27 protein-coding genes and 1 pseudogene are annotated in these 24,629 nt (G+C 64.9%); 21 read left to right on the forward strand and 7 right to left on the reverse strand.

Features of this window, described 5'->3' with window-relative positions; all coding sequences use genetic code 11:
* Position 1: 1 nt before the first annotated feature.
* The gene (locus B2V90_RS08365) at positions 2-2,104 is read left to right on the forward strand and encodes an Atxe2 family lasso peptide isopeptidase (protein WP_228221154.1); all 2,103 of its coding nucleotides are present in this window, start codon (positions 2-4) and stop codon (positions 2,102-2,104) included.
* On the opposite strand, the gene B2V90_RS08370 is transcribed toward B2V90_RS08365, so the two are convergent.
* The 7 genes and pseudogenes from B2V90_RS08370 to B2V90_RS08400 form a co-directional block, all read right to left on the reverse strand.
* Complete coding sequence (locus B2V90_RS08370) at positions 2,013-3,776, reverse strand: asparagine synthase-related protein (protein ID WP_228221153.1); 1,764 nt, start codon at positions 3,774-3,776, stop codon at positions 2,013-2,015. The two genes, B2V90_RS08365 and B2V90_RS08370, sit on opposite strands and share 92 nt — an antisense overlap.
* The gene (locus B2V90_RS08375) at positions 3,773-4,456 is read right to left on the reverse strand and encodes a lasso peptide biosynthesis B2 protein (protein WP_228221152.1); all 684 of its coding nucleotides are present in this window, start codon (positions 4,454-4,456) and stop codon (positions 3,773-3,775) included. Before B2V90_RS08375 ends, B2V90_RS08370 begins: the two co-directional genes overlap by 4 nt.
* A gap of 12 nt (positions 4,457-4,468) precedes the next feature.
* On the reverse strand, positions 4,469-4,600 hold the full coding sequence (locus B2V90_RS08380) for a benenodin family lasso peptide (RefSeq protein ID WP_228221151.1): 132 nt from the start codon (positions 4,598-4,600) through the stop codon (positions 4,469-4,471).
* Between the two features lie 153 nt (positions 4,601-4,753).
* The gene (locus tag B2V90_RS08385; RefSeq protein WP_228221150.1) at positions 4,754-5,410 is read right to left on the reverse strand and encodes a GntR family transcriptional regulator; all 657 of its coding nucleotides are present in this window, start codon (positions 5,408-5,410) and stop codon (positions 4,754-4,756) included.
* 12 nt (positions 5,411-5,422) lie between these two features.
* A complete protein-coding gene (locus B2V90_RS08390) occupies positions 5,423-5,572 on the reverse strand; it encodes a hypothetical protein (protein WP_228221301.1) in 150 nt (49 codons plus the stop codon).
* A gap of 51 nt (positions 5,573-5,623) precedes the next feature.
* A pseudogene (locus B2V90_RS08395) lies at positions 5,624-5,842 on the reverse strand (transcriptional regulator); the annotation flags it as partial.
* A 174-nt stretch (positions 5,843-6,016) separates the two neighbouring features.
* Positions 6,017-6,421: a hypothetical protein gene (locus tag B2V90_RS08400; RefSeq protein WP_228221149.1), complete on the reverse strand. Its 405-nt coding sequence runs from the start codon at positions 6,419-6,421 to the stop codon at positions 6,017-6,019.
* A 370-nt stretch (positions 6,422-6,791) separates the two neighbouring features.
* Here B2V90_RS08400 and B2V90_RS08405 point away from each other — a divergent pair, with 370 nt between their 5' ends.
* The 20 genes from B2V90_RS08405 to B2V90_RS08500 all read left to right on the forward strand — a co-directional run bounded on the left by B2V90_RS08405 (position 6,792) and on the right by B2V90_RS08500 (position 24,629).
* Positions 6,792-7,055: a hypothetical protein gene (locus tag B2V90_RS08405; RefSeq protein WP_228221148.1), complete on the forward strand. Its 264-nt coding sequence runs from the start codon at positions 6,792-6,794 to the stop codon at positions 7,053-7,055.
* A complete protein-coding gene (locus tag B2V90_RS08410; RefSeq protein ID WP_228221147.1) occupies positions 7,039-7,830 on the forward strand; it encodes a DsbC family protein in 792 nt (263 codons plus the stop codon). Before B2V90_RS08405 ends, B2V90_RS08410 begins: the two co-directional genes overlap by 17 nt.
* Before the next feature lie 214 nt (positions 7,831-8,044).
* Positions 8,045-8,356 (forward strand): hypothetical protein, encoded by a 312-nt coding sequence (locus B2V90_RS08415; RefSeq protein ID WP_093087992.1) that lies wholly within the window; start codon positions 8,045-8,047, stop codon positions 8,354-8,356.
* A gap of 122 nt (positions 8,357-8,478) precedes the next feature.
* Positions 8,479-8,745, forward strand: a complete 267-nt coding sequence (locus B2V90_RS08420; protein WP_228221146.1) for a type IV conjugative transfer system protein TraL — start codon at positions 8,479-8,481, stop codon at positions 8,743-8,745.
* Between the two features lie 7 nt (positions 8,746-8,752).
* Positions 8,753-9,388 carry a type IV conjugative transfer system protein TraE gene (locus B2V90_RS08425; RefSeq protein ID WP_228221145.1) on the forward strand — a complete coding sequence of 212 codons (636 nt, stop codon included), beginning with the start codon at positions 8,753-8,755 and terminating at the stop codon, positions 9,386-9,388.
* Positions 9,372-10,145 (forward strand): type-F conjugative transfer system secretin TraK, encoded by a 774-nt coding sequence (locus B2V90_RS08430; RefSeq protein WP_228221144.1) that lies wholly within the window; start codon positions 9,372-9,374, stop codon positions 10,143-10,145. Before B2V90_RS08425 ends, B2V90_RS08430 begins: the two co-directional genes overlap by 17 nt.
* On the forward strand, positions 10,142-11,542 hold the full coding sequence (locus tag B2V90_RS08435) for a TraB/VirB10 family protein (RefSeq protein ID WP_228221143.1): 1,401 nt from the start codon (positions 10,142-10,144) through the stop codon (positions 11,540-11,542). Before B2V90_RS08430 ends, B2V90_RS08435 begins: the two co-directional genes overlap by 4 nt.
* A 32-nt stretch (positions 11,543-11,574) precedes the next feature.
* Positions 11,575-12,198 carry a TraV family lipoprotein gene (locus tag B2V90_RS08440; protein WP_228221142.1) on the forward strand — a complete coding sequence of 208 codons (624 nt, stop codon included), beginning with the start codon at positions 11,575-11,577 and terminating at the stop codon, positions 12,196-12,198.
* A complete protein-coding gene (locus tag B2V90_RS08445) occupies positions 12,195-14,714 on the forward strand; it encodes a TraC family protein (RefSeq protein ID WP_228221141.1) in 2,520 nt (839 codons plus the stop codon). Before B2V90_RS08440 ends, B2V90_RS08445 begins: the two co-directional genes overlap by 4 nt.
* Positions 14,714-15,040 (forward strand): hypothetical protein, encoded by a 327-nt coding sequence (locus B2V90_RS08450; protein ID WP_228221140.1) that lies wholly within the window; start codon positions 14,714-14,716, stop codon positions 15,038-15,040. Before B2V90_RS08445 ends, B2V90_RS08450 begins: the two co-directional genes overlap by 1 nt.
* Complete coding sequence (locus B2V90_RS08455) at positions 15,037-15,273, forward strand: hypothetical protein (protein WP_145206020.1); 237 nt, start codon at positions 15,037-15,039, stop codon at positions 15,271-15,273. The genes B2V90_RS08450 and B2V90_RS08455 overlap by 4 nt, the downstream gene beginning before the upstream one ends.
* Positions 15,263-15,895 carry a conjugal transfer protein TraW gene (locus tag B2V90_RS08460; RefSeq protein ID WP_228221139.1) on the forward strand — a complete coding sequence of 211 codons (633 nt, stop codon included), beginning with the start codon at positions 15,263-15,265 and terminating at the stop codon, positions 15,893-15,895. Before B2V90_RS08455 ends, B2V90_RS08460 begins: the two co-directional genes overlap by 11 nt.
* Positions 15,892-16,905 (forward strand): TraU family protein, encoded by a 1,014-nt coding sequence (locus B2V90_RS08465; RefSeq protein WP_414711591.1) that lies wholly within the window; start codon positions 15,892-15,894, stop codon positions 16,903-16,905. Before B2V90_RS08460 ends, B2V90_RS08465 begins: the two co-directional genes overlap by 4 nt.
* Before the next feature lie 367 nt (positions 16,906-17,272).
* Positions 17,273-19,219: a hypothetical protein gene (locus B2V90_RS08470; RefSeq protein ID WP_228221138.1), complete on the forward strand. Its 1,947-nt coding sequence runs from the start codon at positions 17,273-17,275 to the stop codon at positions 19,217-19,219.
* Positions 19,219-20,304, forward strand: coding sequence for a conjugal transfer protein TraN (gene traN / locus B2V90_RS08475; RefSeq protein ID WP_228221293.1), 1,086 nt, complete (start codon positions 19,219-19,221; stop codon positions 20,302-20,304). Before B2V90_RS08470 ends, traN begins: the two co-directional genes overlap by 1 nt.
* Before the next feature lie 22 nt (positions 20,305-20,326).
* Complete coding sequence (locus B2V90_RS08480) at positions 20,327-21,109, forward strand: type-F conjugative transfer system pilin assembly protein TrbC (RefSeq protein WP_228221137.1); 783 nt, start codon at positions 20,327-20,329, stop codon at positions 21,107-21,109.
* Entirely contained in the window at positions 21,081-21,680 is a 600-nt protein-coding gene (locus B2V90_RS08485; RefSeq protein ID WP_228221136.1) for a S26 family signal peptidase, read from the forward strand. Before B2V90_RS08480 ends, B2V90_RS08485 begins: the two co-directional genes overlap by 29 nt.
* Positions 21,681-21,709: 29 nt before the next feature.
* A complete protein-coding gene (locus B2V90_RS08490; protein ID WP_228221292.1) occupies positions 21,710-22,522 on the forward strand; it encodes a conjugal transfer protein TraF in 813 nt (270 codons plus the stop codon).
* The gene (locus tag B2V90_RS08495; RefSeq protein ID WP_228221135.1) at positions 22,519-23,118 is read left to right on the forward strand and encodes a hypothetical protein; all 600 of its coding nucleotides are present in this window, start codon (positions 22,519-22,521) and stop codon (positions 23,116-23,118) included. Before B2V90_RS08490 ends, B2V90_RS08495 begins: the two co-directional genes overlap by 4 nt.
* A gap of 125 nt (positions 23,119-23,243) precedes the next feature.
* Positions 23,244-24,629 (forward strand): conjugal transfer protein TraH, encoded by a 1,386-nt coding sequence (locus B2V90_RS08500; protein ID WP_228221134.1) that lies wholly within the window; start codon positions 23,244-23,246, stop codon positions 24,627-24,629.

Here is a 24,629-nt window from a genome sequence, read left to right on the forward strand (position 1 = left end):
GATGCGCCGCCAACGCCGGAACATCCTCGCTGCCCTGTTGGCGGCCACGGGCGCCCTGCCGTCCGGTGCCGCCGCGCTCTGCTCCGCGCCGCCGACACGGGCGGTGCAGAGCGCCAATGCGGTTTCCGATGTCAGTCCCGAAGATATCCTTGGTCTGTGGGACTTTGGCGATGGCGGATCAAGCCCGCTCAATGCATCCCACATCGCCCTGTCGCCGAACGGGAGCCAGGTGGCGCTGCAGATGCGCCGCGCGGATGCCGCGACCAACCGCTATTGCATGGCGCTGCTGATCATCGACAGGAGCGGAAAGAAGGCGCCGATCGTTGCGGACGAGGGCGGTGATTTCATCAAGGCGCGCTTCTCCAACCGCCGCCTTGCCGGCTTTCCGATCGGCCTGCCCATGCCGCTCACGCCGCGATGGTCCCCGGAGGGAAATCGCATCGCCTATGTACGACGCGACGGGGATCAGACACGGCTGTGGATCGCCCAAGCGAACGAGAGCGGAGCAACGCCCGTCACATCAGGCGACCTGCCGATTATTGATCTCCAATGGTCAGCCGATGGAAGGCGCATCTATCTGGCTGCCGACACGAACAGGGTGGAGGCCGAAAAAGCCATCGAACAGGAAGGGATGTCGGGCTTTCGCTATGATTATCGGACCTGGCAGGCGGCCCGCGCCCTTCCCTTTCCGCCCGGCCGCTATCCGCCCGCCTATTACGAAGTCGATCCCGGCACGGGGGAAATGTCGCCTCTGGAGGCTGGCGTAGCAAAACAGGCCTTCGGTTCGCAACTTCCGGGCATCCCAGCCATGTCCAGCCTTGCTACGGTCAGCGAGGGGGGAACGGCAAAAGCCTGGGCGGAGCGGGCGCAGCCGGATCAAGTCCGTTCGCCATCAAGAGTCCATGCGCTGGTGGATGGACATGAGGTCGCCTGCCAAAGCGACGTCTGCGTCGGTGAACTGATCGGCATCTGGTGGACAGCGCCGGGCGAACTGCTGTTCCTGCGCACGGAGGGGCCGGCCGACAGGAGCCGCCTCGCGCTCTACAAATGGCATCCTCGAAAGGGACAGCCCGCCCTGCTTCTACGCACGGAAGATCTCATTCTCGGCTGCCAAGCCGCAAACCGCGAATTGCTGTGCGGCTATGAACGCAGCCTCGATCCGCGCCGGCTGGTCGCAATCTCCGCGAAAAACGGGTCGATATCGACCGTCTACGAACCCAATCCCGATTTCGGCCGCCATCGCTTTGGTCGGGTGGAACGGCTCACCTGGCGATTTGAGGGCGGCGAGGCCTTCGGGGATCTCGTCCTGCCCCCCGGTTACAGCGGAGGCGCGAAGCTCCCCCTTGTCGTCGTCCAATATAGCAGCCGCGGCTTCCTGCGCGGTGGCACGGGCGACGAATATCCTATCCTGCCCCTCGCGGCCGCCGGATTTGCGGTCCTGAGTTTCCAGAGACCGACAGACTATGCGAGCCGGCTCCCCGCCAGGGATCAGGCCGAGTTCAGCCGGCACAATGTCGAAGGCTGGGCGGACCGACGCCATGTCCTTGCAGCCCTGGAGGCGGGAGTCTCGCAACTCGTTCGGCGAGGGTTGGTCGATTCACGGCGTATCGGTATCACGGGCCTGAGCGACGGCGCCTCGACCGTCCAGTTCGCGCTCCTCAACTCGACGATGTTCCGCGCCGCGGCCGTCAGTTCCTGCTGCGAGGATGCCAGTAACTACAACAGCGCCGGCGAGGAATATTATCGCGATCTCGTCAACTGGGGCTATCCGCCCAGAGGAAAGGACGGGCGAGACTTCTGGAAACTCTATTCGCTTGTCGAGAATGCCGAAAAAATTGCCGCGCCCATCCTCATGCAACTCTCGGACGACGAATTCCGACTGGCCCTTCCCGCCTATCATGCGCTGGAAGCCGCAGGAAAGCCGGTGGAAATATATGTCTTTCCCGACGAGCATCATATCAAATGGCAGCCCGCGCATCGCCTCGCCATCTATCGCCGCTCGATCGACTGGTTCAGCCGTTGGTTGCGTCCGGCAGGGGGAACGACGACACCTGCCGCCGGCGCACCGCCCTCACCCACATCTCCACGTCCCAGAGCGCCATGAGTCGACCGATCCTCGCAGGTCCGCTCTCCTGGAACCGGCGAAACTCTTCATCGACGGCATTGACATCGATGATCTTTTCCCGGGCCAGCCAGCCGTCATGGAGATGCGCCTTCATTTCTCCGCCATGCTGCATGAAGATGTCGCGGATGACGCCGTCAAAGCCGCCTTTCGACCTGCGGCCCGATATCATGGCGGGCAACCGCCCCGCGAGCAGGCGCCGGACGGGGGCGCGATTGGCTCCGCCTTCGAACCATTGCCAGCTCGGGATCTGAAGCGCGGCTTCCGCCACCGGACGCGATACCAACGGAAATCGGAGGGCCTCGCGCCGCGGCGACCCATAGGCGTCGAGATGATTATGAATTCCGATCACTTGCCTGAGGTGATCCAGTTTTCCGCGCGGGGCACCGCCCAGATCGATCCCCTTGTGGAAGGCCCGGCGCGACAGCGACCAGCGGACATCGCGCGAAAGGAAAGTCATATCCTGCTTCCAGGACAGTCCCCTGGGCAAGCTCATCCTTCGCAAGGCCCGCCAGACGATCTCGGCACTGGTCGTCTCATGCGCGAGCGCAAGGTCGCGCACCACATTCCCAGCATTGAGGGCGGTCCTCCAGTGGGACAGGCAATCAACCAGCGGCGCGCTGGAAGGAAGATAGCAGAAGGTGCTGTCGCCACCGCCACCGCTTATGATTCTGTCGAAACCTAGGTCCGCCATGGCCTCCCGCGCAGCGCTGTCGAACAGCTGTGTGAACAGCCTGGCGCTGGGCCAGGCCAGATGGGCGGCGGCCGATTCATGGAGCCGGATCTGGTCGCCGCGCAGCATCGATCGGCGCCACGGGCGGTCAATGCTCGTGCAGACCGCCTGCGCAAAGGCGCTTTCATCCTCGCGCGTGTGCCGCCCGGCATAGGTGACCGCCGCAAAGTCGATCTGCATGTCCGCCAGAAGAAGAGCGAGAAGCGAGGAATCGAGACCACCCGAAAGCTCCAGCATCACACGGCCAGCGCCGGCCGTTTGCGCCCGCACAGCGAGCCGCAGCGCCGTCTTCAGCCGGTGCGCCATCTCCTCCTCCGACAGCGCCTGGCCTGACTGCCAACCCTTAAGCGGCTGCCAGAGATAGCGAACGCCCTCTGCCTGGCTGTCGGTGGCACAGCCCGGCGGCAACTCCCGGACATTTTCGATGGCCGTGCGATCTTGCCGGAGATCACGATAGGCGAGTGCCCGGATGACGCGCTCCCGACAGACATCGAAACTGTGGCTGGTCGCCAGCCGCAGCAGATCGACGCTCGATGCCGCGAGAAACGCATCGCCCCGGCCAGACATATAGCAGGCCTGCCCGGACGATGGATCCCGATACAGACGGACGGCCCGCGCCTCGACCGCAAGTGCGACATACTGGCCCCAATAGCGCGATGCCACGATCTCCAGGCGGGCATCGGATTGCACGATCTCATCCAACGCGCTCTGATGTATCTGTCCGCCATCGGCATCGTATGCATCGCCCATTAGGAGGAGGCCTCCGTTAGACGCGGTGGCCAAGCCGCCCCGCACGAACAGCCTGTATTCGCTCTCCACCCTCGCTTCGGCAAAGCCATCGTGCGAGAGCTGGTCGGCCAAGGCGTGCGAAGGCTGGCCGACACCGGCCCCATTGGCCGGGAAAAGCAGAAAATCGCTCATGCCCTGTACCGCAAGATCGGCGTGAAATGGCGCACATGATCAAGCTCGTCGTTCAGAAGGAAATTGTCGCGCTCGAGCCAGCAATGCGCGGCGAAAGGCTCGATACTGACGCCGAAGACCAGCTCCACCCTGGAATCGCGCAGGAACAGATAGAGCGCCACGCTGTCGAGGAGACAGGATCGGGATAGCGGAATGGCGGGCCGGGCAGCGACGAACCGCCCCATGCGTTTCGCCAATTCCTCCCTGTCCTGGACGCGCATCTGCCCGGCCCGCTTTTGCAGAGGCCGAAGAACCCTTGCGAGCGAACCCGTCGCGATGCGCAGGCGCGTGGAACCAAGAAGCCAGGAAAGGAATGCAAGATCGGCGCGCTTCGCGCACGTCGGTCCTGTCTCGAAACGGCTGGTCGGGGATATTGCATCGCACGCGGCAAGGTCGCGGTTGCCGGTCGGCTCGCGCAATACATATCCATGCGCGATCAGGTCGTCGAACGCATCATCGGCAAGCTGGCGGCGCATGCCGTCTTGCCATTGGACCAGCGCTGTACCTGATGCTCCGCGCACCAGGAAATAGCGGGTGGTGCGCAGATCCAGCGCGACGACGCGGCCGTCGATTGGGCAATGGTGAAAGTGGGGCGCTGCGTAGAACATGGTGCCGTAGATCGGCGCGGCCGCAGGCCGCACCGATCCTTCCGCTTATTCGTCGCTCATGCCGTTCTGGCGAAATCCGACGCCGTCGGAATCCAGGCCAGTGATCGCGCCCTTGGTTTCATAGGCGGCATTGCCCAGATCGACGAAGTCGTCGGAGCGGTCTTCGATACGGTCCATGTTCATCTCCATCATTGCGCCGCAGACATTTGCGGCATGCATGATGGTAAGGGAGTGGCGACTTATAGCCGAACTTATAAGGTCTCATTCTGGTTGCTTATAAGCGCCGGATCGACTGTATCTGCCCAATCCATGTGCCGAATAGCCGAATATTCAGGCCTGCTCGGGCAATCCGGTGCCTCTCCCCCGGATCGAAATCCGGTTCGCAATTGCCGACGCGCGTCGAATTCGGCGCCGATGATAGGCCCAGATCGCTTCGCGAATGTCCGCATCGCGACCGGATTTGACCAGCTTCCATATCCCGATCAGTTCCTCCTCGACATTGCTGAGCACCTCAGATTCGTGGAGTCGCGCGACCGAAAGCATGTCGCCTGCGGTCAGTATCGAAGTGAGATGCGCATGGTTGCCGGGGCGAGCGCCGATGCGACCGAATAGCCAGGCAGTCGCGTCCCTGATGATGGTAGGATGATGTGGGCCGCCGCGCTCGACCATCGCCATGGGTCCGGGATCATCTGCGCCTGTCGCCTTGGCCTTCAATGCATGGCGGGCCAGATAGCCGTGCCAGACATAGAGATCGCGCAGCGCATGCGCACTGAGCTGCGGCACGGAAAAGCCGCCGCCATGGTTCAGTTCGAGAAGCCTCTCGCCGACGAGGCGATGAGCGCAATCGCGGACCGGCGAGATGCTCACGCCATAGGCGTCGGCGGTATTCTGGACGATGAGCTGCATCCCGGGCAGGAACAGCCCGTCGAGAATATCGGCCTTAAGGCGTCGATAGATGCGTTCAGCCGTCACCGGTTCCGGGGCCATGGAACGCTCCGATCAGGAATGTTCGCGGTCGTCCGCGTCCATGAAGAAGGAGGATTGGCGGCGACGGACCGCGGCGCGCGAATGTTCGTAGACGAGGGCGATGTAGCAGTCCTCCAGTTCCGAGAGGTCCTCCTCGATCAGATATTCTTCGGGTATCGACATTCTTCGCTCCAGGAGAAGAAGCGGGATCATGATGTGGGTTGTCGAGAGACCGAGCCGATGCGCACATGCGAGGTGATCATCCAGCTTTGACTTGGGACTGCCCGCCTCAATTTCCCGCAACCATCGAACACTGACCCCGGCCGCGCGAGCGAGCTGGGGTTGCGTGATACGGTCACGTCGGCGGCGCTCTTCGATACGTTTCCCGGAAATCTCCTTTATCGTGGAGAGAACCAGCCCGTCATCCTTGGTCTGAAGTCTTCGAGTCGGCATGCGCAGGTCCCCCTGACACTGGCTCGAAGCTCCCAATGGCACTTACCCGATGGAAAAAATCTATGCATTTGACGCGCGCGGTCAAAAACAATCTCTCTCATTTTGGGATGAATTCAACGGCTTGGCCCTGATGCAAGGGGTCGCACGCCGCTCCCCGGCGCAGTGCCCCCTGCCTCACGCACTCGCCCGACGCGCCACCCACTTGCTCAGTTCCCCGTTGCCCGCGGCGCCAAGGACGGCGAGCGCGGCAATATAGATACGTCCGATCGGGGGCGCGTGCACCGCGCCCGACTGCGAGAGCCGATCGCGAATCGCCCTTGCCGAGAGGCCAATGCCCGGTGAACCGCCGACAAAATGCTCGCATTTGCCGATATAGGCATCAAGGCTCTGGTCGATCAGATCGGCGGCGACCTCATCGGTGTCCCGGCGCTCGAGCAGATCGATCGCTGCCTGTAGCGTCGTGCCGTAGGGCAGCAGGTCCTGCGCAAGGCTGCAAAGCCGCAGATGGGCGGAGAGATAGAGATCCAGTCCGCGTTCCGAAAGGGTGAGCCTGTAGGCCCTCGACCTTTTGCCATTCATTCTTCGCACCTTCTTTCCGGGTGACGGGCGAATCCCCATGCGATTCGCGTGGGAGCGCGGCAGAGTCTAACCGCGCTATTCCAGAGGCAGCCCGTTACAATCTGTCCATGATACGGCACGCCTGTGCCCATTCGGCATTTCACTGCCGCCTGGCGGCACGTCAGTGCCCCGCACCGGCAACTCAGTGCCCTGGTCCTTGCAGGGCGGGGGCGGGCTCGACATCGATTGTGGCAACAACCGGTGACGGCGAGCTTACCCGAACGAACGAAGCTTCCCGCCGGCATCTATCCCGAACACCGGGCGGCCATAAGGCCGGCCCAGAACCGAGGAGACAGGCCCGATGGGCAGAGGCATTTTTTGTGGCGCCCCCATGCTCGTCATTCTCATGACGGCAACTATGCCCGCAATGGCTTGCCGAGGGCAAGCCGCTACGGTGCATGGTGAGACTGCCGCTCCCATCCAGCGGCTGATGCTACGGCAGCATGGCGGCGATTTCCTCATCGAGGCGCCGCCGGCCGGCAAGGCGCGTCCCGCGCAGTCAGCACTCGTACCGCTCGGACGCACGATCCGGCTCGACCCACATCTTCTTGCCCAGCCAATCCACGGGGAGCATCCTGATGGCTATTCGTACTGACCTTCTCGCTAATGGGATGATGATCGCCCTCCTGACACTGACCGGGAGCGGCCTGCAAGCCGCACCGAGGGACGCATCGTCCGGCGCGAACGAGCTTGATGCTCTCGCCCAAAAAGCCCAAGCCAGCCTCCGCCAAAGCTTCACCAATCTCCAGTTCGAGGATTTTGGGCCGGCGCCGGTCAAGGGGCCGCTGTACCAGGCGAGCGCGGGCGGGCGCATCCTCTATTATGCGCCAGAGAGCGAGCATCTCCTCTTCGCCACCATCTATGACAGGAACGGCGTCAACCTGACCGCCCTCGCGCAGGATGCCAGCGCGCGCAAGAAGCTGGGTCAACTTGACCCGGCGCAGGCGCTCACCATCGGTCCACCCGGCGCTCCAACCGTCATCGAGTTCACCGATCCCGATTGCCCCTATTGCCGCGCCCTCGACCGCTTCTGGGCGGCCAAGGGCGCGGAAGGAACAGCGGTGCGGCGGCAAATCTATTTCGTGAGCGGCATCCACCCGCAAGCCGCGTCGAAGGCCGAGCATATCCTCTGTTCAAAGGACCAGGCCGGCGCGTTCCGCGCTACCTATGCGGGAGAGGCGCCAAAGCCCCTCATAACCTGCAAGGAGGGCGCGGCCCGCGTCGCGGCGAACGCGCAAGCGGTCAAGGCGATGGGCATATCGGGCACCCCCACCCTCATCCTCGACGGCCGCATCATTTCCGGCTTCCAGCAAGCCGAGATCGAAGCCTGGCTCGATCAAAAGCGGGCGCCCAGAAAGCCGCCCAGCTGACCGCAAAAACTTTGGCGGGCCCGGGGAGGATGCGCGCACTGTGCAGGCCCCCGGGCACGAGATGCCGGCGATGGGCCTTCCTCCTGGAGCCGCCCTGCCCCTCGCTGGCCGACAGCGATCACCCAAGTCGATGCCGGCAGGCATGTCGATGGGATGGCTCCTTTTTGCCTGGAGAAAAGCCATGCTCAAGACTGTAAAGCACCCTCACCTCTCGATGCCCCGGATCCGCCGCCTCTCTTTTGCGTCGGCCGATGCCGTGGGAACCCTCCTCGTCGCGATGACCCTGGCATCGGCCGCCCACGCCTTCCAGGCGCCGGCCGCCGGCGACCTTGGCTACGATATCTACGATATCGTGGTGAACCAGGGGGTGAAGGGTCCGCTCGGCTTCGTGGGCGGCGTTGCCGCCTTCCTGTTCGGGGTCAGCCGCCTCTTTTCCAATATCATGATTGGCATCCCCACGATCGTCGCGGCGGTCTGCCTGATCCGGGCAGACTCCATCCTCCAGACCTTCGGCATGATGGTCTGAGACCGCGTGAAACAAGGACTGGCGCAGGCTTTCCTTTTTGGCCTGCGTCGGACACGGGGAGCGAATGGTCGCTCCTTCGACAATCACGTCTGGTCGGACGTGATGAAGCAAGGGAGAAGGACGTGGACGAGAGATTGCCCCAATTTCTGCACAAGCCGGTCCAGATCCTCTGGTTCGACGCGCAGGAGTTCATCGTCGTCATCTCGACGATCTTCGTCGCCGTCATCGTCGGCGGCCTCGTGGGCTGGTCGCTCGTCGGCGTCCTTCTCCTCTTCATTCCCTGGAAGCGGACCAAGCCGCGCGGCTTCATGCCGCACCTCGCCTGGCGCTGGGGGCTGCTCAAGCTCCCCCGCTACCCCGGTCCTACCCAGACCCGCTTTTGCGAGTGAGGCACCCATGTTCGGCAAGACATCTTCGAAAGACGCCAGCGACCCGCTGCTCGGCAAACCATCCAGTTTCGGCATCCACCGCTACCTCCAGGGTTCGTCCAACCTGTTCGAGGAGAACAGGCTGCTCAAATTCGCAATCGCCGGTCTCTTCGGCATCACCGCGGTGCTGGGCGTCACGCTCTACACGACAGCCCAGAACCAGCGGACCGTGGTCGTGCCCTTTGGCGCGGGCGGCGATCTCTATGTGACGGGTGGCAAGCCCTCGGCCGCGTACCTGCGCACCATGACGCGCAATATCGTCGCGCTCTCGGGTACCTATTCGTCGCTGTCGGCCGACCGGCAGTTCGAGGAACTGCTCTCGATCGTCCACCCGACCGCCTATAATGGCATCCGCGACAGCCTGAACGCGATCCTCGACGAGCTCGCCAACAACCCCACGCTCTCCATCGCCACTTATATCCGGCCCGATCAGCCCGTCACCTGGACGGACCGCCAGATCCTGGTGCCGGTAGAAAAGGTCCGCGTCATCGGCGGCGTCATCCGCAAGTTCCGCGGCAACCTGCGCATCCGCTACACGATCGATGCCGGACGCTTCTGGCTCCTGTCTCTTTCCGAGGAGAATTTCGATGCCGAACTTCGGTAAGCGCCTCTGCGCGCCCTTCGCGGCGAGCGCGATCGCCACCATGCTGCCCATAGCGGCGCTGGCCCAGACCATCACCGCGCTTCCCGACCAGACCAGCAGCATCCGCCTCTCCAACCGCGACATCAATCATCTCGTCTGCCAGGGCGGGGAGATCGAGGACGTCAAATTCTCCGCCGAAAAGGCGATCGCGGTCGAGAAGGCGGGCGCTGATGCTTGGGTCAAGTTCCTCGTCAAGGAAAGCGACGATGCGGGCCAGGTGACGCGCAGCTTCGTCACCACGCCCTCGGAATTTTTCGTGACCTGTAACGGCGCGATCTATCCGCTCTATGCCGAGCCCTCCGACATTCCCGCCCAGACTGTGACCCTCGTGCCGGGCGCCAGCCAACGTGCCCGTGCCAATGGCGAACTCTTAGGGCCGCTGGTCGAGGAGGAGCGCGCCGTCTCGATCACCCTCTCGATGCTGCAGGACCGGGTGCCGGCAAGCTTTACCGAGGTCGCCGTCTCGCCAGGGCCGCTTGCGTTCAGCGCCGCGCCAGCTCTGAAGCTCACCGAACGCCGCCGCGTCACGATCGAGGGCACCGGCCTGTCGGCGTCGGAATATTGGGTCGAGGCGAGCGCTGATACCGACATTGACGAGCGGATGTTCCTGGACACCGCGATGGGCAAGCGCATCTTCAGCGTCACCCTCGATCGCCTGTCCCTGAAGGCCGGCGAGACCGCGCGCCTCATTCTGCTGCGGCGGGGAGAGACGCTGTGAGCGGCCCCGGCGACAAGGGCGGCGAGAAGCCGACGGGTGCGCAACCGACGGGCACGCAACCGATGGGCACCAGGCCCGACGCGCCGACCCAGCGGCCCCACGCCGGCATAAAGGGCTACTCCCGCCCGCCAAAGAGTAGGGACGGCGCCGGCGGCGAACCGGATGATCCCGCCGCCAGGGAGGTGCGCGGTCCGGCACTGCTCGACCTCAAGGCCCGCTGGGCGCTGCTGACGGCCCATCAGCAATTGCGCGCCCGCCAGGCCGGTGTCGGCGTCGTCATCGCGCTGTTCGGCTATGGCCTCTACACCGCCTCGAGCGGATCGAAGGACGAGGCGCCAGCGGCACCGGCGGCATCGCGCCTCGACATGGGCGCGGGGCTTCGCGGGGACAGCCTTGAGACCAAGGTGCGCGGCGACCTCAAGAAAATCCTCGACGGCCAGGCGCTGCTGGGCGACCGGGTGACCGCGATCGAAGAAGGCAGGATCGCCCCTGGGGGGCGAACCATCACGGACGCGGCAGAGGGCGATCTCCCCAGCGCCATGCCTGGCGACATCCCGGCCTTCCCGCCCAGCCCCAGCGGGCGCGAACTTGAGAGCGCTGACGGCAGCCTCCCGCCGCCTCCCATGCCGTCCGTGCCGCCTGCGCCGCCCGCCCCGCCGGTGGAGCGGCAGGTCGGCTCGATCGGGACCGCGACCGCCGCACTCACCGCCGACGCGGGCGACAAAGGGGCAACAGGCGTTAAAAAAAAGACCCGGACGATCTATTTGCCGCCTGGTTTCATGAAGGCGCGGCTGCTGACCGGGATCGACGCGCTCGCGAGCCGCGACGCGACCTCGAACCCGGAACCGCTGATCGCCCGCGTCCAGGCGCCCGCCGTGCTGCCCAATGATGTCAAGGCGAACCTGTCGGGTTGCTTCGTCATCGGCAATGCGACCGGCAGCCTCGCCAAGGAGCGGGTCGAGGTCCAGCTCGTCTCCCTCTCCTGCATCGACTTTGACGAACGCTCGGTGGTCGATCAACCGATCAAGGGCTTCTTCGTCGATACCGACGGGAAGAAGGGGCTGTCGGGCCGGGTCGTCACCCGCGCCGGGGCCGCGCTCGCCCGCAGTTTCATTGCCGGCACGATCTCGGGCATGAGTCAGTCCGTCGAAAACACGTTCGGCGACACGTCGGTCTCCGCGCTCGGCACCGTTCGATCGCTCGATGCGGGCGACGCGGCCAAGTCCGGCATCGCCGGCGGCCTCTCCAAATCCTCCGACAAGCTCACCGACTTCTATCTCGATCTCGCCCGCCAGGCCGGTCCCATCGTCGAGGTGGGCGCCGCCAAGGATGTGGTCGTGGTGATCCAGGAGGGCGTCGCCCTCGAAATCAAGCCGACTGCGGGAAGCAAATTCTGATGCGCCCGCCCCGCACCCAAGGAGACACGCCCATGCCGCTCCTCGCATTTCCTTCAGCCTCGTCTGTATACCGCGTCAGCGTGCCACTGATGCTGCTCGCCAGCCTTCCCGCCTGCACCGCCATCGGCTCGGTCATGTCGCCCTATCCTGAAAAGTTCAGCTGCAAGAATAGCGACCATGGCCAGTGCATCCATCCCGAACGCGCCTATGAGGACGCGGTTGCCGGCGCCGTCTCGCGATCTGATCCCAAAGTCACCAACGACCGGAAGATGCTGTCGAACGGCGCCACCGCGGCGTCGACCGGCACGACCGGCCGCGCCAGGGGCAAGGTCGCCGCCCCCTATATCGGCTATCGGGACAGCGTCTATCGCGAGCTTCAGGGCCTGGTCGAAGCACCAGTGACGCCGATGCTGCGGCCCGGCCGGACGATCCGCACGCTCATCCTCCCCTATGCCGACCGCGAGCGGCCCGACCGGCTCTACATGCCCCGCTATGTCTATTCGATACTCGACAAGCCGCAATGGGTGGTCGGCGATTATCTGGTGAGCCCCGTCAGCCCGTCAGCCCGCGTGCCGGTCCTCAATCAGGTGAAGGCAAAGCCAGCATCGAGCGAGGGCGGCGACATTCCCGCCCCCCCACAGGAGGAAGCCCAATGAGGGCGCCCGGCACCCGCCATGGCGGCGGCATGACCTTCGAGCGGCTGCGGTCGAGCGTCTCGCGCGACGCCTATTCCGACTATCTGCCGATGGTCGCATGGGTCGAGGAAGAGGAAGCCTTTCTCTGCATCGACGATGGCTGGGGCCAGGCCTGGGAACTTGTCCCCTCCGCCTATCTTTTCGCCCATGTCCACCAGGCGCTGCTCGGGCTCCTCAATATCCAGTTCGCGACCGGCACCGTGGTCCAGCTCCATTGCTTCGCCGATCCGCTGATCGATGAGGCGCTCGATGCCTTTCTCGATCTGAAGTCCCGGCCCGACCCGCTGATCCAGGCCTCGGCGCGGCGCACCTACGCCTATCTGCGCGAAGGGACCGGCGGGCTCGCCGCCCTCCACGGCATTCCGCTGCGCAATTTCCGCCTGATCCTCTCGATCAAGACGAGAAAGCCGCTTGGGGCCGACCTGCGGCGTCAGATCGAAGAACAGCTTTCCAAACTCGGCATCACCCGCCTCGCGCCCGAGGCGCTCATTACCTTCTATCGCCGCATCTTCAACGGCGTGTTCGAGAACGCACCGGGGGTTTTTGCTCGCGGCAGCGACGACATGCCCGCGCGCCCGGTGCGCAAGCAGTTGATCGATGCCGGCCCCGATCTCGTCTTCGATGGCCCGGAACTGTTCCTGGGCAACCAGGTCGCGCGGTGCCTCACACCCAAGTCGCCGGCCCGGCGCCTCACCGCCGAGCGCTGCAACCGGCTGCTCGGCGGCATGCGCGGCGCTTCGGAAGATAGTGACCAGATAGGCGGTCCGTTCCTCTACACGCTCAACATCCTCTTTGATCATTCAAGCTTTGAAATCCACAAGCGCGCGCAGATCCTCTCCGCGCAAAAGGCCGCCGGCAGCTTTGCCGTCGAGGTGGGCAAGCAGATCGAGGAGATAGGCTGGGTCCTCGATGAGGCGGGCAATAGCCGCTTCGTCTCGGTGATCCCGGTCATATGGGTCTTCGGCCGTGACAGCGCGCAGGCGCGCGAGATGGCCGCGCGCGCCAAGCGCCTCTGGGAGAGCGAACCGCTGCCCTGGATGATGCAGGAGGAGAGCTACCTCAATCCGGTCCTGCTGCCGATGGCCCTGCCGTTCGGCTTCTATCCCGACCGGCGCACGGTACGGATGCTGGAACGCGATCTGCCCATGCCCGCCAAGGCGGCAGCGCTTCTGGCGCCGGTTCAGACCGATTTTCGCGGCGGGGGCCGCCCTGCCCTCCTCTATGCCGGGCGCAAGGGCCAGCTCATCACGCTCGATCTCTTCGACCCGCGCATCAACAATTATAATTTCATCGTCTCGGCCGAGAGCGGCGCGGGAAAGAGCTTCCTCCTCAATAACCTGTGCCAGCAATATTATGCGCAAGGCGCGCTCATCCGCATCATCGATATCGGCGGCAGCTATCGGAAGCTCTGCACCCTATGTTCCGGCCGCCATATCGACATTGGCGAGGAGCATCTCGTCCTCAACCCCTTCGACATGGGGTTCGCGCTCGACGGCGACGATCGCCAGTCGGCCATCTCCATGGCAGTCGCGATCGTCGCGGAAATGGCCAATGCCGCGACCCGCAAGGGCGTCAGCACGTCCGAATGGAACCTGCTCAAGTCCGCGGTCCAGTGGACGATCGACAGTGGGCGCGCGGAAGCCGGGATCGACGCGGTCCGCGACTGGCTCGGCGCTTATCCCGCTTATGCCTCAAGCGATCTCGACAAGGTCGAGCATCTGATCCCCGCCGCGCGCGAACTCGCCTTCAACCTGCGCGATTTTGGCAGTTCAGGCGCCTATGGCCATTATTTCAACGGCCCCTCGACCTTCGACATTTCCGCTGACGAGTTTGTCGTGCTCGAGCTTGAGCGCCTCAAAGCCATGCCCGATCTCTTCAACGTGATCGTCATGGTGGTGGTGAACGCGGTCACGCAGGAACTCTATCTTTCCGCCCGCGACCGGCCCCGCTTTGTCCTGTGCGATGAGGCCGCCCAGTTCATGACCCGGACCGAAGGGCAGGATCTTTCCCGCCTCGCCGAGGTCTTCGGCCAGGGCTACCGGCGGGCGCGCAAATATCAGGGGAGTTTCGGGGTCGTCCTCCAGTCGATGAACGACCTGCTGCTCTTTGGCGGCACGGGACAGGTGATCCTCGAAAATGCCGCCACCCGCTTCCTGCTCCAGGGGTCGACCTATGAGAGGGCCGTCGAGAACAAGATCCTCGATTATTCAGGCTTCGTCCTCGATCTCCTGAAGTCGGTCCGCAACAACAAGCCCCATTATTCGGAAGTCTTCATCGACTCGCCGCTGGGTCTGGGCATCGCACGCCTCGTCGTCGATCCCTTCTCCTACTGGATCAACACCAGCGCGCCGCAAGAGGTGGCGGCGTTCGAGGCGCGACTGCGCGCAGGGCTCTCGCCGCTGGAAGCAGTCTGCGATCTGGCCGGCGTCGATCCGATCGAAATCCTTGGGCCCACAATCGATGGGGAGCCGCTGTGATGCGCACGCCCTCCGACCAGAACCAGCCGCGCTTCGAGTTCGAACCCGATCCGGCGCTCGAAGCTTTTATCGAAGCGCGCGCTGCTGCAAAAGCCGAGGCGCAAGCCTTCCAATGGCGCTTTCGGCTTGTGACGATCGAGACGATGATGCTGGGACTGCTCGTTGGCGCCGCCGGGATCGCGCTCCAGAAGCCGCCATTTCTCATCCTGCGCGCCGCGGTGATGGTTGCCGCGTGCTGCTTTGGGAGCGGCATATTACTCATCGGCATGACCGGCGCTGCGGGCACGTCGGCCAAATGGCTACGCCACTGGTGGAACCGGCGATGAAGGGCATCCTCAGCGCCGCCCCGGCAACTGGGCCTATCCGCCTGCTGGTGGGCACGCAGCTCATGCTCCTCGTCCTTACGATCCTCGTGCTCGAAACGCCAGGTGCGCTGCCGCTGCGTCTCCAGCTTTTGCTGCTCGCGGGCTTCGTGCTCGGCGCGTCAGCGCTCATCTGCGCGATCTGTGGCGACAGAACTGACGAGCGGCCCTGGTGGAGACAGCGCCATGGTCGCTGAACCAGGCTTCCCCGATCGTGCCCGCCACGCCCTGATCGGCGCGCTGATGCTGGGCCTCGCCTGCGGTCAGCCTGCAACGGCTGCGACCTCTACGATTGGCCGGACCTGGCCCATCGCCGAGCCCGACGCCATGACGGAGATAGAGGCCCGCGCCGCCAAGGCACCCAGCCTTGCCTCGCGCCTTGGCCCGCGCTCGAACTGGTCAGCGCTCCAGGCAGCGCCATTGGGGCAGGCCAGGGTAGCTCGGGTCCGCAGCCTCGTCCCTTTCTATACGGTGGAGGAGGATATCCGCCTGCCCGATGGTCGGTTGCTTTACCCCAAGGGCTTCACCTTCAATCCGCTTGACTATGTGTCGCTGCCACAGCGCCTGGTCATCGTCCATCCGCGCGATCTGGGCTGGGCATTGAAACAGGCGCGGTTCACCGATTTCATCCTGCTGACCGCAGGTGACGCGCTCGACCTTTCCGAACGCAGCGGACGGCCGCTCTTCATCCTGGAGGAACGGGTGAAGGAACGGCTTGGCCTCATTGTCGCGCCGGTGATCGTCGCACAACAAGGCAAGAAGCTAGTCCTTAACGAATATGCGCCGCTCCGCACGGCGGACGGGAGGGCGCGGCCATGAAGCGCAGGCTTCTCGCGCGCATGGCGCCGCTCGCCCTGGCGCTGGCTGCCGGTGGCGCGTCGGCACCTGCCCACGCCTCCAAGTGCGAGGCTGGCACCATCTTCAATCCGCTGACCAAGGTGCGCTGGAACTGCATCTTCCCGATCACCATCGGCGGCGTGCGCGTCGGCAGTTTCGACAAGCTCGACAAGGCGCTCGACGCCCAGTCCGCTTCCAAACCCTTGTGCGCCTGCCGCAAGGGCGCGACCTTCTGGTTCGGCGTCAAGGTGAGCTTCTGGTCGCCCAACCGGATGATCGACGTCGTCACCGAGCCGGGATGCATGATGGCGCTCGGCGCCGACCTCCTGCCGACCGGCGGCAGGCTTCAGGGCAGCCATTCAGGAATCGCCGACGGCACCAACAGCCAGAAGCTTTTTGCGCAGATGCATTACTACATCTCGCCGGTCTGGAAGATGCTCGACATGTTCACCGACCTCCCTTGCATAGAGGATGACGGGTTCGACGTCGCGATGATCACCGAAGTGCTGCCGACCTGGCAGTCGGGAACGCTGGGCGCGATCATCCAGCCCGAGGGCATTCTCTTCGGCAATCCCGCGGCGGGCCTCGCCTGCATGGCCGACAGCGCCGCGGCGGCGGCCGGCAAGGTCATCGATCCGCTCTTCTGGTGCATGGGAAGCTGGGGCGCCACCTATCCGGTCGCGGGCGATATCCATTTTGGCGACAGCGTCGAGGCCTGGGCGGGCCTTGCTGCGCGCGGGACCTTCATGATGGGGCGGCTCGGCGCGCTCACTATCTCCTCAGCCGACGGCTGCTCCTTCAAGGCCCAGCCGATCTGGACCAAGAGCCGCTACAAGTTCCAGATCATGGAGCCGGTCAAGGGCGGCAAATGCGTCAATATCGGGCGCCCCGGCGCGCTCTGGTCCTCGGCCAAGCATGCGCCGGGCAAGGACAATGCCCAGTTCATGTCCTTTGAAAAGGTGATCTGCTGCGCAGGGGTCTCGACCCCATGAGCAAATCCCCTCCCCCAAGCCCCGCAGCGACCCGGCTCCCTGCCCGGTCTGCCCGCCAAGGCCATGTCGGCCCGGTCGGACGCTGCGCGGGCGGAGCGGCGCCGGCGCCATCCGGCGCCGCTCCTTTCCGGGTTTCTTCTTCTGCGGCTTGGAAAACGCAGGAGAGGAAGGTCGGCACGGCCGGATATACCCCCGGCGAGCGAGGCTACCCCCCTCTGCCTGAAGCCCCGTTCGCTTCGGCCGTGCTGACCATAGTGGATGGACGGGCCGCGTTCCGCTGCCTGTCGGCGCCTCCTGGCGTTGCCGCGCTTTGCTCCCTGTTTCGCCTCCGCAGCATTGCGTCCGCGGAAGCAGACGAGCCTGAGGCATGAAGCGCAGACTCTCCACCAGCCTGGCCGGCCTCTGCGTGCTGCTCGCCCCGACAGCACAGGCGCAAACGGCCAGCGCGCAGGACATGGATGCACGGGCGCGGGCCGCCGCGGCGGCATCGCGCGCCAAATCATCGGACAGCGAGGCGATTACCAGCAATTATCTGACGCCGGGCCTAGCCAACCAGCCGGTGAGCACGGTCGACAAGAGCCGCAGCTTCACCCCCAATCTCGCCTGCCAAGAGAGCACCACCATGCTCGAATTGCTGGTACAGCCCGGTGCATCCGGCGACATCACCCATCTCTCGATCGCGCAGGACAAGGATCTCAATGGCAGTTTCGATACCAACCTGACCGTGCCGGTTCCGGTCTCGGGCATTTGCGCCAATGGCATCATGTCCTGCGATCAGGGAACATGGAACAATTGCCGGTCCTTCCAATGGGACGTCGCCGCGTCCGGCGACGTCAAACTTGCTGAGGTCGAGCTGCCCGCACTTTCCGGCTGCTATTGCGTCAATGCCAGCTGCGGCGCCAACCTCGTTGCGGGCAATCTGCCCTCGGTGCTCAAGGATCTGGGCGGCGGGGTCGTCGGCGCGCTCACGACCGCCGATCCCAGGATCGGCGTCGCGCAGGCCAGTATCGAGGGACCGGTCATCCGCTATACAGGCGCGCAGACCACTGCCTGCACAGTTGCGCCGCAGGTCGCGGCCACCAGCTATCGCGCCAATCCGACCGCGATCAGCGGCGACGCGTCTTCGGCATCACAGGCAAGTTCGGTCTTCACCGCGCTCGCCGCCTCACCCGCCGGCAATGGCAAGGCGGAGGAGTCGCGCAGTTGCACAATCGAGCGCGAGATCAGCGTCAAGGCCTGGGATTTTGAAGATATCGTCGCGGCCAGCGGCTCCATCACGTCGACCAGCAGTTGCGGCGCCGGTTGCCTCCGGTTCGAGATTCGGGGCGCGGGCAATTGCGGCAGCAGCCCACCCGCCTATGCGGTCACCTTCACGCCGATCCTTCCCGCGCGCATCCGCTCGGCGCGGATCGTCGAGATGGGCGCGGATGACTGGGTCCAGGCCCGGATCAACAACGTGGTCGTGGGCTATGCCGGAAAGCGGCCCTGGCTTGGCGACGCCCTGCCCTCGGGCGACTGCCGCGTCAGCGACGATCCCTGGTATAATCGCACACCCATCGATTTCACCCACAGGCTCAAGTCCGGCGCCACTACGGTCGGCGCGCGCGTGCGCGGCGGGGGCGGCGGCAATTGGGGCTATGTGACTGTCGAGGTCCAGGTCGATACCGACTGCGAGGTCTCCGAGCGACTGGTGGATCTGTGCGCAGGCTATGCGGGCGATACCGCCTGCCGCCTCACCCAGGAGGATGTCGATGGCGTCGAGACAGTCCGCAACGGCGTCAATACCGGGCTCAAGCCCTTGCCCCAGGCCAGGCTGTTCGGCACGGGACAATGTACCTACCAATATAGCCGCGACTTTTTCCTGCGAACCCGGCGCTACGGCTGCCTGATCGACACATCGGGCATCACGCAGCCCGATCTTTCACGCGCCGCCTATATCATCGACCATTCCACCGAGACGCTGCTCGCCGATCAGACGCGTGGCACCGACGGGTCGCTCAGCCAGACCACTCGCGCCTTTACCCTGCCCGATCGCCCCACGGTGGCGGCCTGCGAGGCCGTCTGCAAGACCCGCGCGCCCAGCGCCAATAGCGGCGTCGGGCCGGCCGGAACCGTCGCGCAGAAGCAGAATGTGCCGGTAGGCTGGGACAGCTTCTATCATGTCTGCACCAGCGACAATGTCTGTCCGCTGGGCCCGGGCGAAGAGATCGTCTCGAACTGTGGCTGCCTCGATGATTTTCCCGAGGCGGTGGTCATGATGCAGACCGTGCGGCTCGCCGGTTCCGATCTGGCCTGCACGGCGGCCAGTCGATGATGCGCCGCCTCGCCATCGCCTGCGCTATAGCGCCCCTCTCCCTTGGAGCGTTGGCGTCCCCGACCCATGCTGCCCAGCTTTGCGCCGCCGACCTTAACGGCAATGGCGATGCCGCCGACGCGGGCGAAATGGCACAATGCCTGACGACAGCCGATGGCAGCCCGCTCTGTCCTATCGGCAAGGTCGATTGCGTGGCGGATAGCAGCGGCGCCTATGGCTGCCCTCTCGGCGCGGCCTATGCCTGCCTCACCCCGGCCGGCGGCGCTGTGCCCGCCTGCTCGCCCCATAGCTGCATCAATACAAGCGTCACCCCGATTGAGACCGAAGAGCTGGTCGATGATCCGGGCGCGCCCGCCGACGGGCCGGTCGACGCCGAAGGCAATTGCCTTGGCACCATCGAGATATTCGGGGGACGCGCGCTGCGCTGCCGCCCCCCTGGCGCCAGTGTCACCTTCCAGAATTGCTGCAAGGATAAGGGCAAGATCGTGAAGGACGGGATGGGCGGCTCGCTCAGCTCGATCACCACCAAGATCGCCATCGCCAAGGGCGTCTTCACCGGCATGAAAGCGGCTTATACCGCCTTCAAGGCCGGCGCGACCGCGAGCGAGGCGGCGAGCGCGGGCGCCAACGCGATCATCGTGGGCATCGATCCCACCTCGATCGCGATCAGCCTGGCTGTCAATTACATGATCGAGCTGCTGCTCCAGGGCTGCGACCAACAGGATATGGAAACCGGCATGCTGCGGGGCTCGGACATGTGCCATGAGGTCGGCAGCTATTGCGCGTCGAGCATCCTTGGCGTCTGCATCCAGAAGGCGATCGGCCATTGCTGCTTCAACACGAAGCTCGGCCGGATCATCCAGGAACAGGGCCGGCCCCAGCTCGCCGCCTTCAATGAGCTTGGCTGGGGCACCCCCAAACATCCCTATTGCCGCGGCTTTTCGGCGGAAGAGTTCCAGGCGCTCGATTTCAGCCGGATGGATCTCTCCGAATATTATGCCGACATCGAGGCCCGCGCCCAATCCGATATCCAGATCGACATGAAGGACAAGGTTGATGACTATCTACGCACCATCACGCCCTGACCGGCGGCGACGGCTCAGGCCCATGCTGCTGCTCGCATTCGCCTCGATTGGCGTTGCCAGCCCGGCAGGCGCCGCCGAACCGGTCGATGCCGAGCCGCCGACGCCGACGAACGCACAGGCGGGTCTAACGTCCATCCCCGTCCCGGGCGAAGCGATGCGCAGGCGGGCTTTCGACGCGCTCGGGCGCAGGGGCCGTTTCCCCGAGATAGAAGCGCGGGTGAAAGCGGACAAAGCAGCCGCGACCGAGCGCCTGGCAGCAGAGCATGACGCCATGCAGGCCAGGCTTTACCAGGCGCTCGGCCTCGCTCTCCCCGATGATCCGGCAATGCCAGAGCCTTCTCCCACCGCAGCAAGCAAGGCATGGGTCCCGCTGATCTTCGCTTCCTCCTCCATGCCGATCCCGACCCTGCGCACTTATGTTGCGCAGCTTGAAAAGGCAGGCGGCGTCATTGCCTTTCGCGGCGTGCCCGGCGGCCTTTCCCGCATCGGCCCGATGGCGAAGCTTAGCGCCCAAATCCTGCGTCTTGATCCGGGATGCGAAGGACCGGCCTGCGCCATGCGCAATGTCCAGATCGTCGTCGACCCGATCCTGTTCCGCCAGCATGGCGTGACCCGCGTGCCTGCCTTCGCGATGGTGCCGGGCGATCCCACCCTTCCCTATTGCGAGCGCGACGAGGAGAGCGGCCCCCGCGCGAGCCATATCGTTTATGGCGATGCCGCGCTGTCGGGGCTGATCGAAGAATATGCCCGCCTCGGCGGCAAGGAAGAGGTCCGCGATGCTGCGTCTCGCCTGTCTCGCCGCTAGGACCGCGTGGCCCCGACTCAGGACGCTTCCCGCCGACGCCGCCTTGGCGCTGGGCGGCGCGGTGGGGGATCAGCCGGCCAGTGGTCGGCGCTTCTGGACGATGCTGGCGGTGATCCTGCCCGTCGCTTCGCTCACTTGGGTTGGCCTTTCCCAGGTGACGCTGGTGATGAGCCCGTCGATCGACGCCTGGGCGGTCAGGCCTGCGCCCGGGCCGATCGCCAGGGGCGACCTCGTTCAGTTCATGCTGTCTCATCCGGTCGCTGGCCCGAGGCCCGTCAGCGTCACCAAGCGCGCTCTCTGCCTGCCCGGCGAACGGCTCCGCGAGATCGAGCGCCCGGCGGTCGACGGCAAGCCGGGGAAGCGCAGCTGGTATTATTGCGGGCGCAGCTTCCTTGGCGCCACCCGTCCCTTCGGCCGCAACGGACAGGCGTTGGGCGCTCTCCATTGGGCCGATCGTCCGATCCCGCCCGGCTATATCTATGTCGGCTCCGATCATGCCGGCGGTTTTGACAGCCGCTATTTCGGACCGGTGCGGATCGAGCGCCTGACCCGCATGGAGCAAATCCTGTGAAGGCGCGCATCCTTGCGACGGCGCTGACCATGCTGCTGTCCCTCCCGGCGGTCGCGCAGGAACCTCCGGCGCGACAGGGATATTGGTGGTATGTCGCCAAGCCCGACCCGGCTGAGCCCGGCGCAGCGGACATCAAGGCGCCCGTCATCCCGCCCATCGCCGAGCTTGCCAGATGGTCGCCGCCTCGGATCGCCAGGCTCATCGTCGAGCAGCGCGACTATGCCGCAACCGTGCTGACGGTCGAGGCGGTGTCGGACTTCTGGCGGCTGCAGGATTTTGCCCGCCGCAAGGCCCGCGCCTTTGCCGGCGTCACGCAGCTCGCCATGCTCGCCCATCCGGAACTCAGCGCCAAGTCCGCCAATCCCATGGTCGGCGACGCGCGCGACGCGCTGGGCGCGGAGAAGGACGCGGTTCGTCGCTCCTACCTCCGCTCGCGCGGCAGCAAGTTCGCGCTGGTCATGTTCTCGCGCGCCGCCTGCGGCTATTGCCGGGTGCAATGGCCGATCATCCAGCGCTTCCAGGAGGAGACGGGCTGGCAGGTGATGCGGCAGGATCTCGACCAGAAACCGGAGCTTGGCACCCGCTTCGGCGTCGAGGTGACCCCCACCACCATGGTCATCCGCCGCAATTCGAGCCAGCGGATGGTTATTGCCAACGGGGTCGAGGCGTTCCCGACGCTGATCCAGACCGCCTATCAGGCGGTCAAGCTTCTTTCCGGCGATATACGGCCCGAACAATTTCTGACCGGCGCGGGCGAGGAGAATGGCTTCTTCGATGCGCTGGCTAACGGGCCGGTGGCGGCGGGTGATCCCGCCGCGGGCGCAACAGGAGCGCGGCCATGAAGAAAGCGGCGATCATCACGATCTTCGCCATTCTGCCGATGCTGGTACTTGCCCCAATCCACGTTTCTGGTGCCGCGCCGGATCGCACCCTTGCCGCGCGCGCCGCCATCCATCCCGTTGCAACCCAGGCGGAGATGCAAGGCTGGCTAAAACGGGTTCCGCAAACCCGCGACTATCCCCCCGACTTCGACGCGACGTTGAAGGGCCAGGGTACGGCGTTCGTGATCGAGATGAGTACCACCCCCGGCTGCGTCCCTTGCGGCGATCTCTGGTCCAGGCTGCTTGCGCTCAAGTCCCGCTACGGACTGACCGTCCGCACGATCGGCGAACCGGAAGCCATGCTGCGATCGGGGCGGCTGGGCCTCCCCTGGATCGGCCATCCGATCCTCTGGCTACGCCCGGTCTCCGACAGCGGCCGCACCCTGCCAATGGCGATCGGGACCGATCATGCGGTCAATATCGCGCGCAATCTCTATCTCGGCATCAAGATGCAGACCGGCGTACGTCCGGCCGTCGGCGTGCGCGCCATGGCCAAATTCACCGGGATCGTCGGGCTACCCGCGCAATCCGCACTCTCCCATCGTCGGAAAGGCTGAGCAATGGCGGGCTCGGTCTTTCTCCTTCCTCCCCTATGCTTTCGGAGTCCGCCATGGTCCTCGCCGCCCTTGCCGCTGCTTTTTTTAACCTTCGCCTTTGCCGCCCCACTCCCTTGCTAGGGGCAATGCTGGTCGCAAGCTGCGGCCTCACCGCCGCGCCGGCCCATGCACAAAGCTGGGCCGAACATTGGTTCGACAATGTGACCTACACCAGCCCCGGCAGCTTCGAGGACCAGACCCGCGGCTATGTGACCGCCGGCGGCATGTCGGGCCGGATCGATGTCCATAGCGATTATCTGACCAGCCTCACCCTTCCCAAGGTGAAGGCGGGATGCGGCGGCATCGACATGTTCCTTGGCGGCATGTCCTTCCTTGACCCTGACTATCTCGTCCAGAAGCTCGAAAGCATCCTCCAGGCCGCGCCCGCCGTCGCCTTTCAATATCTGCTCGAGACGCTCGACGAGAAGATGGGCAACATCATCTCAAAGATGGAGGCGGCCACCAATTTTTTGAATTCCATCCAGGTCAACGACTGCCGCCTCGCTAACCGAATGGTTCAGATCGCCAGGAGCGACGACAATATGTCGGGCATCATCGAAGAGATGACCGGCTACAAGTCGGTGAAGGAAGGTTACGCCAAAAGCTATCAGCAGAGCCGCGAGAAGATCCAGGCGAACGGGAATAGTCCGACCGAGGATCTGAAGGACGCGCTCGCCAACTGCCCGGCCGAAGTGACCGACATCTTCCGCACCGGATCGCTGCTCGCCCATGCCGCCTCGCGCGTTGGCGCGTCGGACTGGGCGGGCGTGATGCGCGCCCGGGTGGGCGACGTCTATATGCGCTGGGACGCGACCGACAAGGTGCCGCTCTTTGCCGCGATCCCCGCCTGCGCGGCGCAGGATACCGAATCCTCCGATGATTTCCTGAGCGGCCGGGTGATGCGCCGTGCGCTCGCCATGCCACCGACCGTCGCCGACTGCACCCAGGATGGCGGCAAGGGCGCGCTGGCGCTCGCACGCGAGCGCATGACCGCCATCGCCGAGAAAATCAGCACCCGCGCAGCGCTTTCGGCCGAGGAACGGCGGTTCGTCGCCAATGTCCGCACCCTGCCGGTCTACCGCGTGCTCGAATGGGGCGTGCGGCAGGATGTGGTGGATTCGGTGATCGGCGATACCGAAGAACTGGTTGCGCTGACCCTTGCCTATCAGATGCTGAACGACCTTTCGCGCAGCATCGATTTCGCGCTCTCCAACGCGGAGCGCGGCACCAATGCCGCGGGCGCCAGCGACGGGACGAGCGCCAATATCTGCCAGACCCGCATTCTCACCAAGGGGATCGAGCAACTGCGAGACCTGCGTGAGGAGGTGCTGCGCCAGCGGGCGCAGATGCGGCAATCCTATCTGGCCGCCCTTTCCCAGGCCAATCTCTCTACCGGCTATGCGGGCCTAATCCGCCAGCGCGACCGGGACGCGCGCGATGCGGCCGGTGCCGCCGCCAATCGCAACCGCTGA

The organism is Sphingobium sp. UBA5915, assembly GCF_002431195.1.
Taxonomy (GTDB): domain Bacteria; phylum Pseudomonadota; class Alphaproteobacteria; order Sphingomonadales; family Sphingomonadaceae; genus Sphingobium; species Sphingobium soli.

Bases quoted from the DNA above. Each gene is read 5' to 3' on its own strand.
- B2V90_RS08365 (WP_228221154.1), top strand. From the start codon at position 2: ATGCGCCGCCAACGCCGGAACATCCTCGCTGCCCTGTTGGCGGCCACG.
- B2V90_RS08370 (WP_228221153.1), bottom strand. From the start codon at position 3,776: ATGAGCGATTTTCTGCTTTTCCCGGCCAATGGGGCCGGTGTCGGCCAG.
- B2V90_RS08380 (WP_228221151.1), bottom strand. From the start codon at position 4,600: ATGGACCGTATCGAAGACCGCTCCGACGACTTCGTCGATCTGGGCAAT.
- B2V90_RS08385 (WP_228221150.1), bottom strand. From the start codon at position 5,410: ATGGCCCCGGAACCGGTGACGGCTGAACGCATCTATCGACGCCTTAAG.
- B2V90_RS08390 (WP_228221301.1), bottom strand. From the start codon at position 5,572: ATGTCGATACCCGAAGAATATCTGATCGAGGAGGACCTCTCGGAACTG.
- B2V90_RS08400 (WP_228221149.1), bottom strand. From the start codon at position 6,421: ATGAATGGCAAAAGGTCGAGGGCCTACAGGCTCACCCTTTCGGAACGC.
- B2V90_RS08405 (WP_228221148.1), top strand. From the start codon at position 6,792: ATGCTCGTCATTCTCATGACGGCAACTATGCCCGCAATGGCTTGCCGA.
- B2V90_RS08410 (WP_228221147.1), top strand. From the start codon at position 7,039: ATGGCTATTCGTACTGACCTTCTCGCTAATGGGATGATGATCGCCCTC.
- B2V90_RS08415 (WP_093087992.1), top strand. From the start codon at position 8,045: ATGCCCCGGATCCGCCGCCTCTCTTTTGCGTCGGCCGATGCCGTGGGA.
- B2V90_RS08425 (WP_228221145.1), top strand. From the start codon at position 8,753: ATGTTCGGCAAGACATCTTCGAAAGACGCCAGCGACCCGCTGCTCGGC.
- B2V90_RS08430 (WP_228221144.1), top strand. From the start codon at position 9,372: ATGCCGAACTTCGGTAAGCGCCTCTGCGCGCCCTTCGCGGCGAGCGCG.
- B2V90_RS08440 (WP_228221142.1), top strand. From the start codon at position 11,575: ATGCCGCTCCTCGCATTTCCTTCAGCCTCGTCTGTATACCGCGTCAGC.
- B2V90_RS08445 (WP_228221141.1), top strand. From the start codon at position 12,195: ATGAGGGCGCCCGGCACCCGCCATGGCGGCGGCATGACCTTCGAGCGG.
- B2V90_RS08450 (WP_228221140.1), top strand. From the start codon at position 14,714: ATGCGCACGCCCTCCGACCAGAACCAGCCGCGCTTCGAGTTCGAACCC.
- B2V90_RS08455 (WP_145206020.1), top strand. From the start codon at position 15,037: ATGAAGGGCATCCTCAGCGCCGCCCCGGCAACTGGGCCTATCCGCCTG.
- B2V90_RS08460 (WP_228221139.1), top strand. From the start codon at position 15,263: ATGGTCGCTGAACCAGGCTTCCCCGATCGTGCCCGCCACGCCCTGATC.
- B2V90_RS08465 (WP_414711591.1), top strand. From the start codon at position 15,892: ATGAAGCGCAGGCTTCTCGCGCGCATGGCGCCGCTCGCCCTGGCGCTG.
- B2V90_RS08470 (WP_228221138.1), top strand. From the start codon at position 17,273: ATGAAGCGCAGACTCTCCACCAGCCTGGCCGGCCTCTGCGTGCTGCTC.
- traN (WP_228221293.1), top strand. From the start codon at position 19,219: ATGCGCCGCCTCGCCATCGCCTGCGCTATAGCGCCCCTCTCCCTTGGA.
- B2V90_RS08480 (WP_228221137.1), top strand. From the start codon at position 20,327: ATGCTGCTGCTCGCATTCGCCTCGATTGGCGTTGCCAGCCCGGCAGGC.
- B2V90_RS08485 (WP_228221136.1), top strand. From the start codon at position 21,081: ATGCTGCGTCTCGCCTGTCTCGCCGCTAGGACCGCGTGGCCCCGACTC.
- B2V90_RS08490 (WP_228221292.1), top strand. From the start codon at position 21,710: ATGCTGCTGTCCCTCCCGGCGGTCGCGCAGGAACCTCCGGCGCGACAG.
- B2V90_RS08495 (WP_228221135.1), top strand. From the start codon at position 22,519: ATGAAGAAAGCGGCGATCATCACGATCTTCGCCATTCTGCCGATGCTG.
- B2V90_RS08500 (WP_228221134.1), top strand. From the start codon at position 23,244: ATGCTGGTCGCAAGCTGCGGCCTCACCGCCGCGCCGGCCCATGCACAA.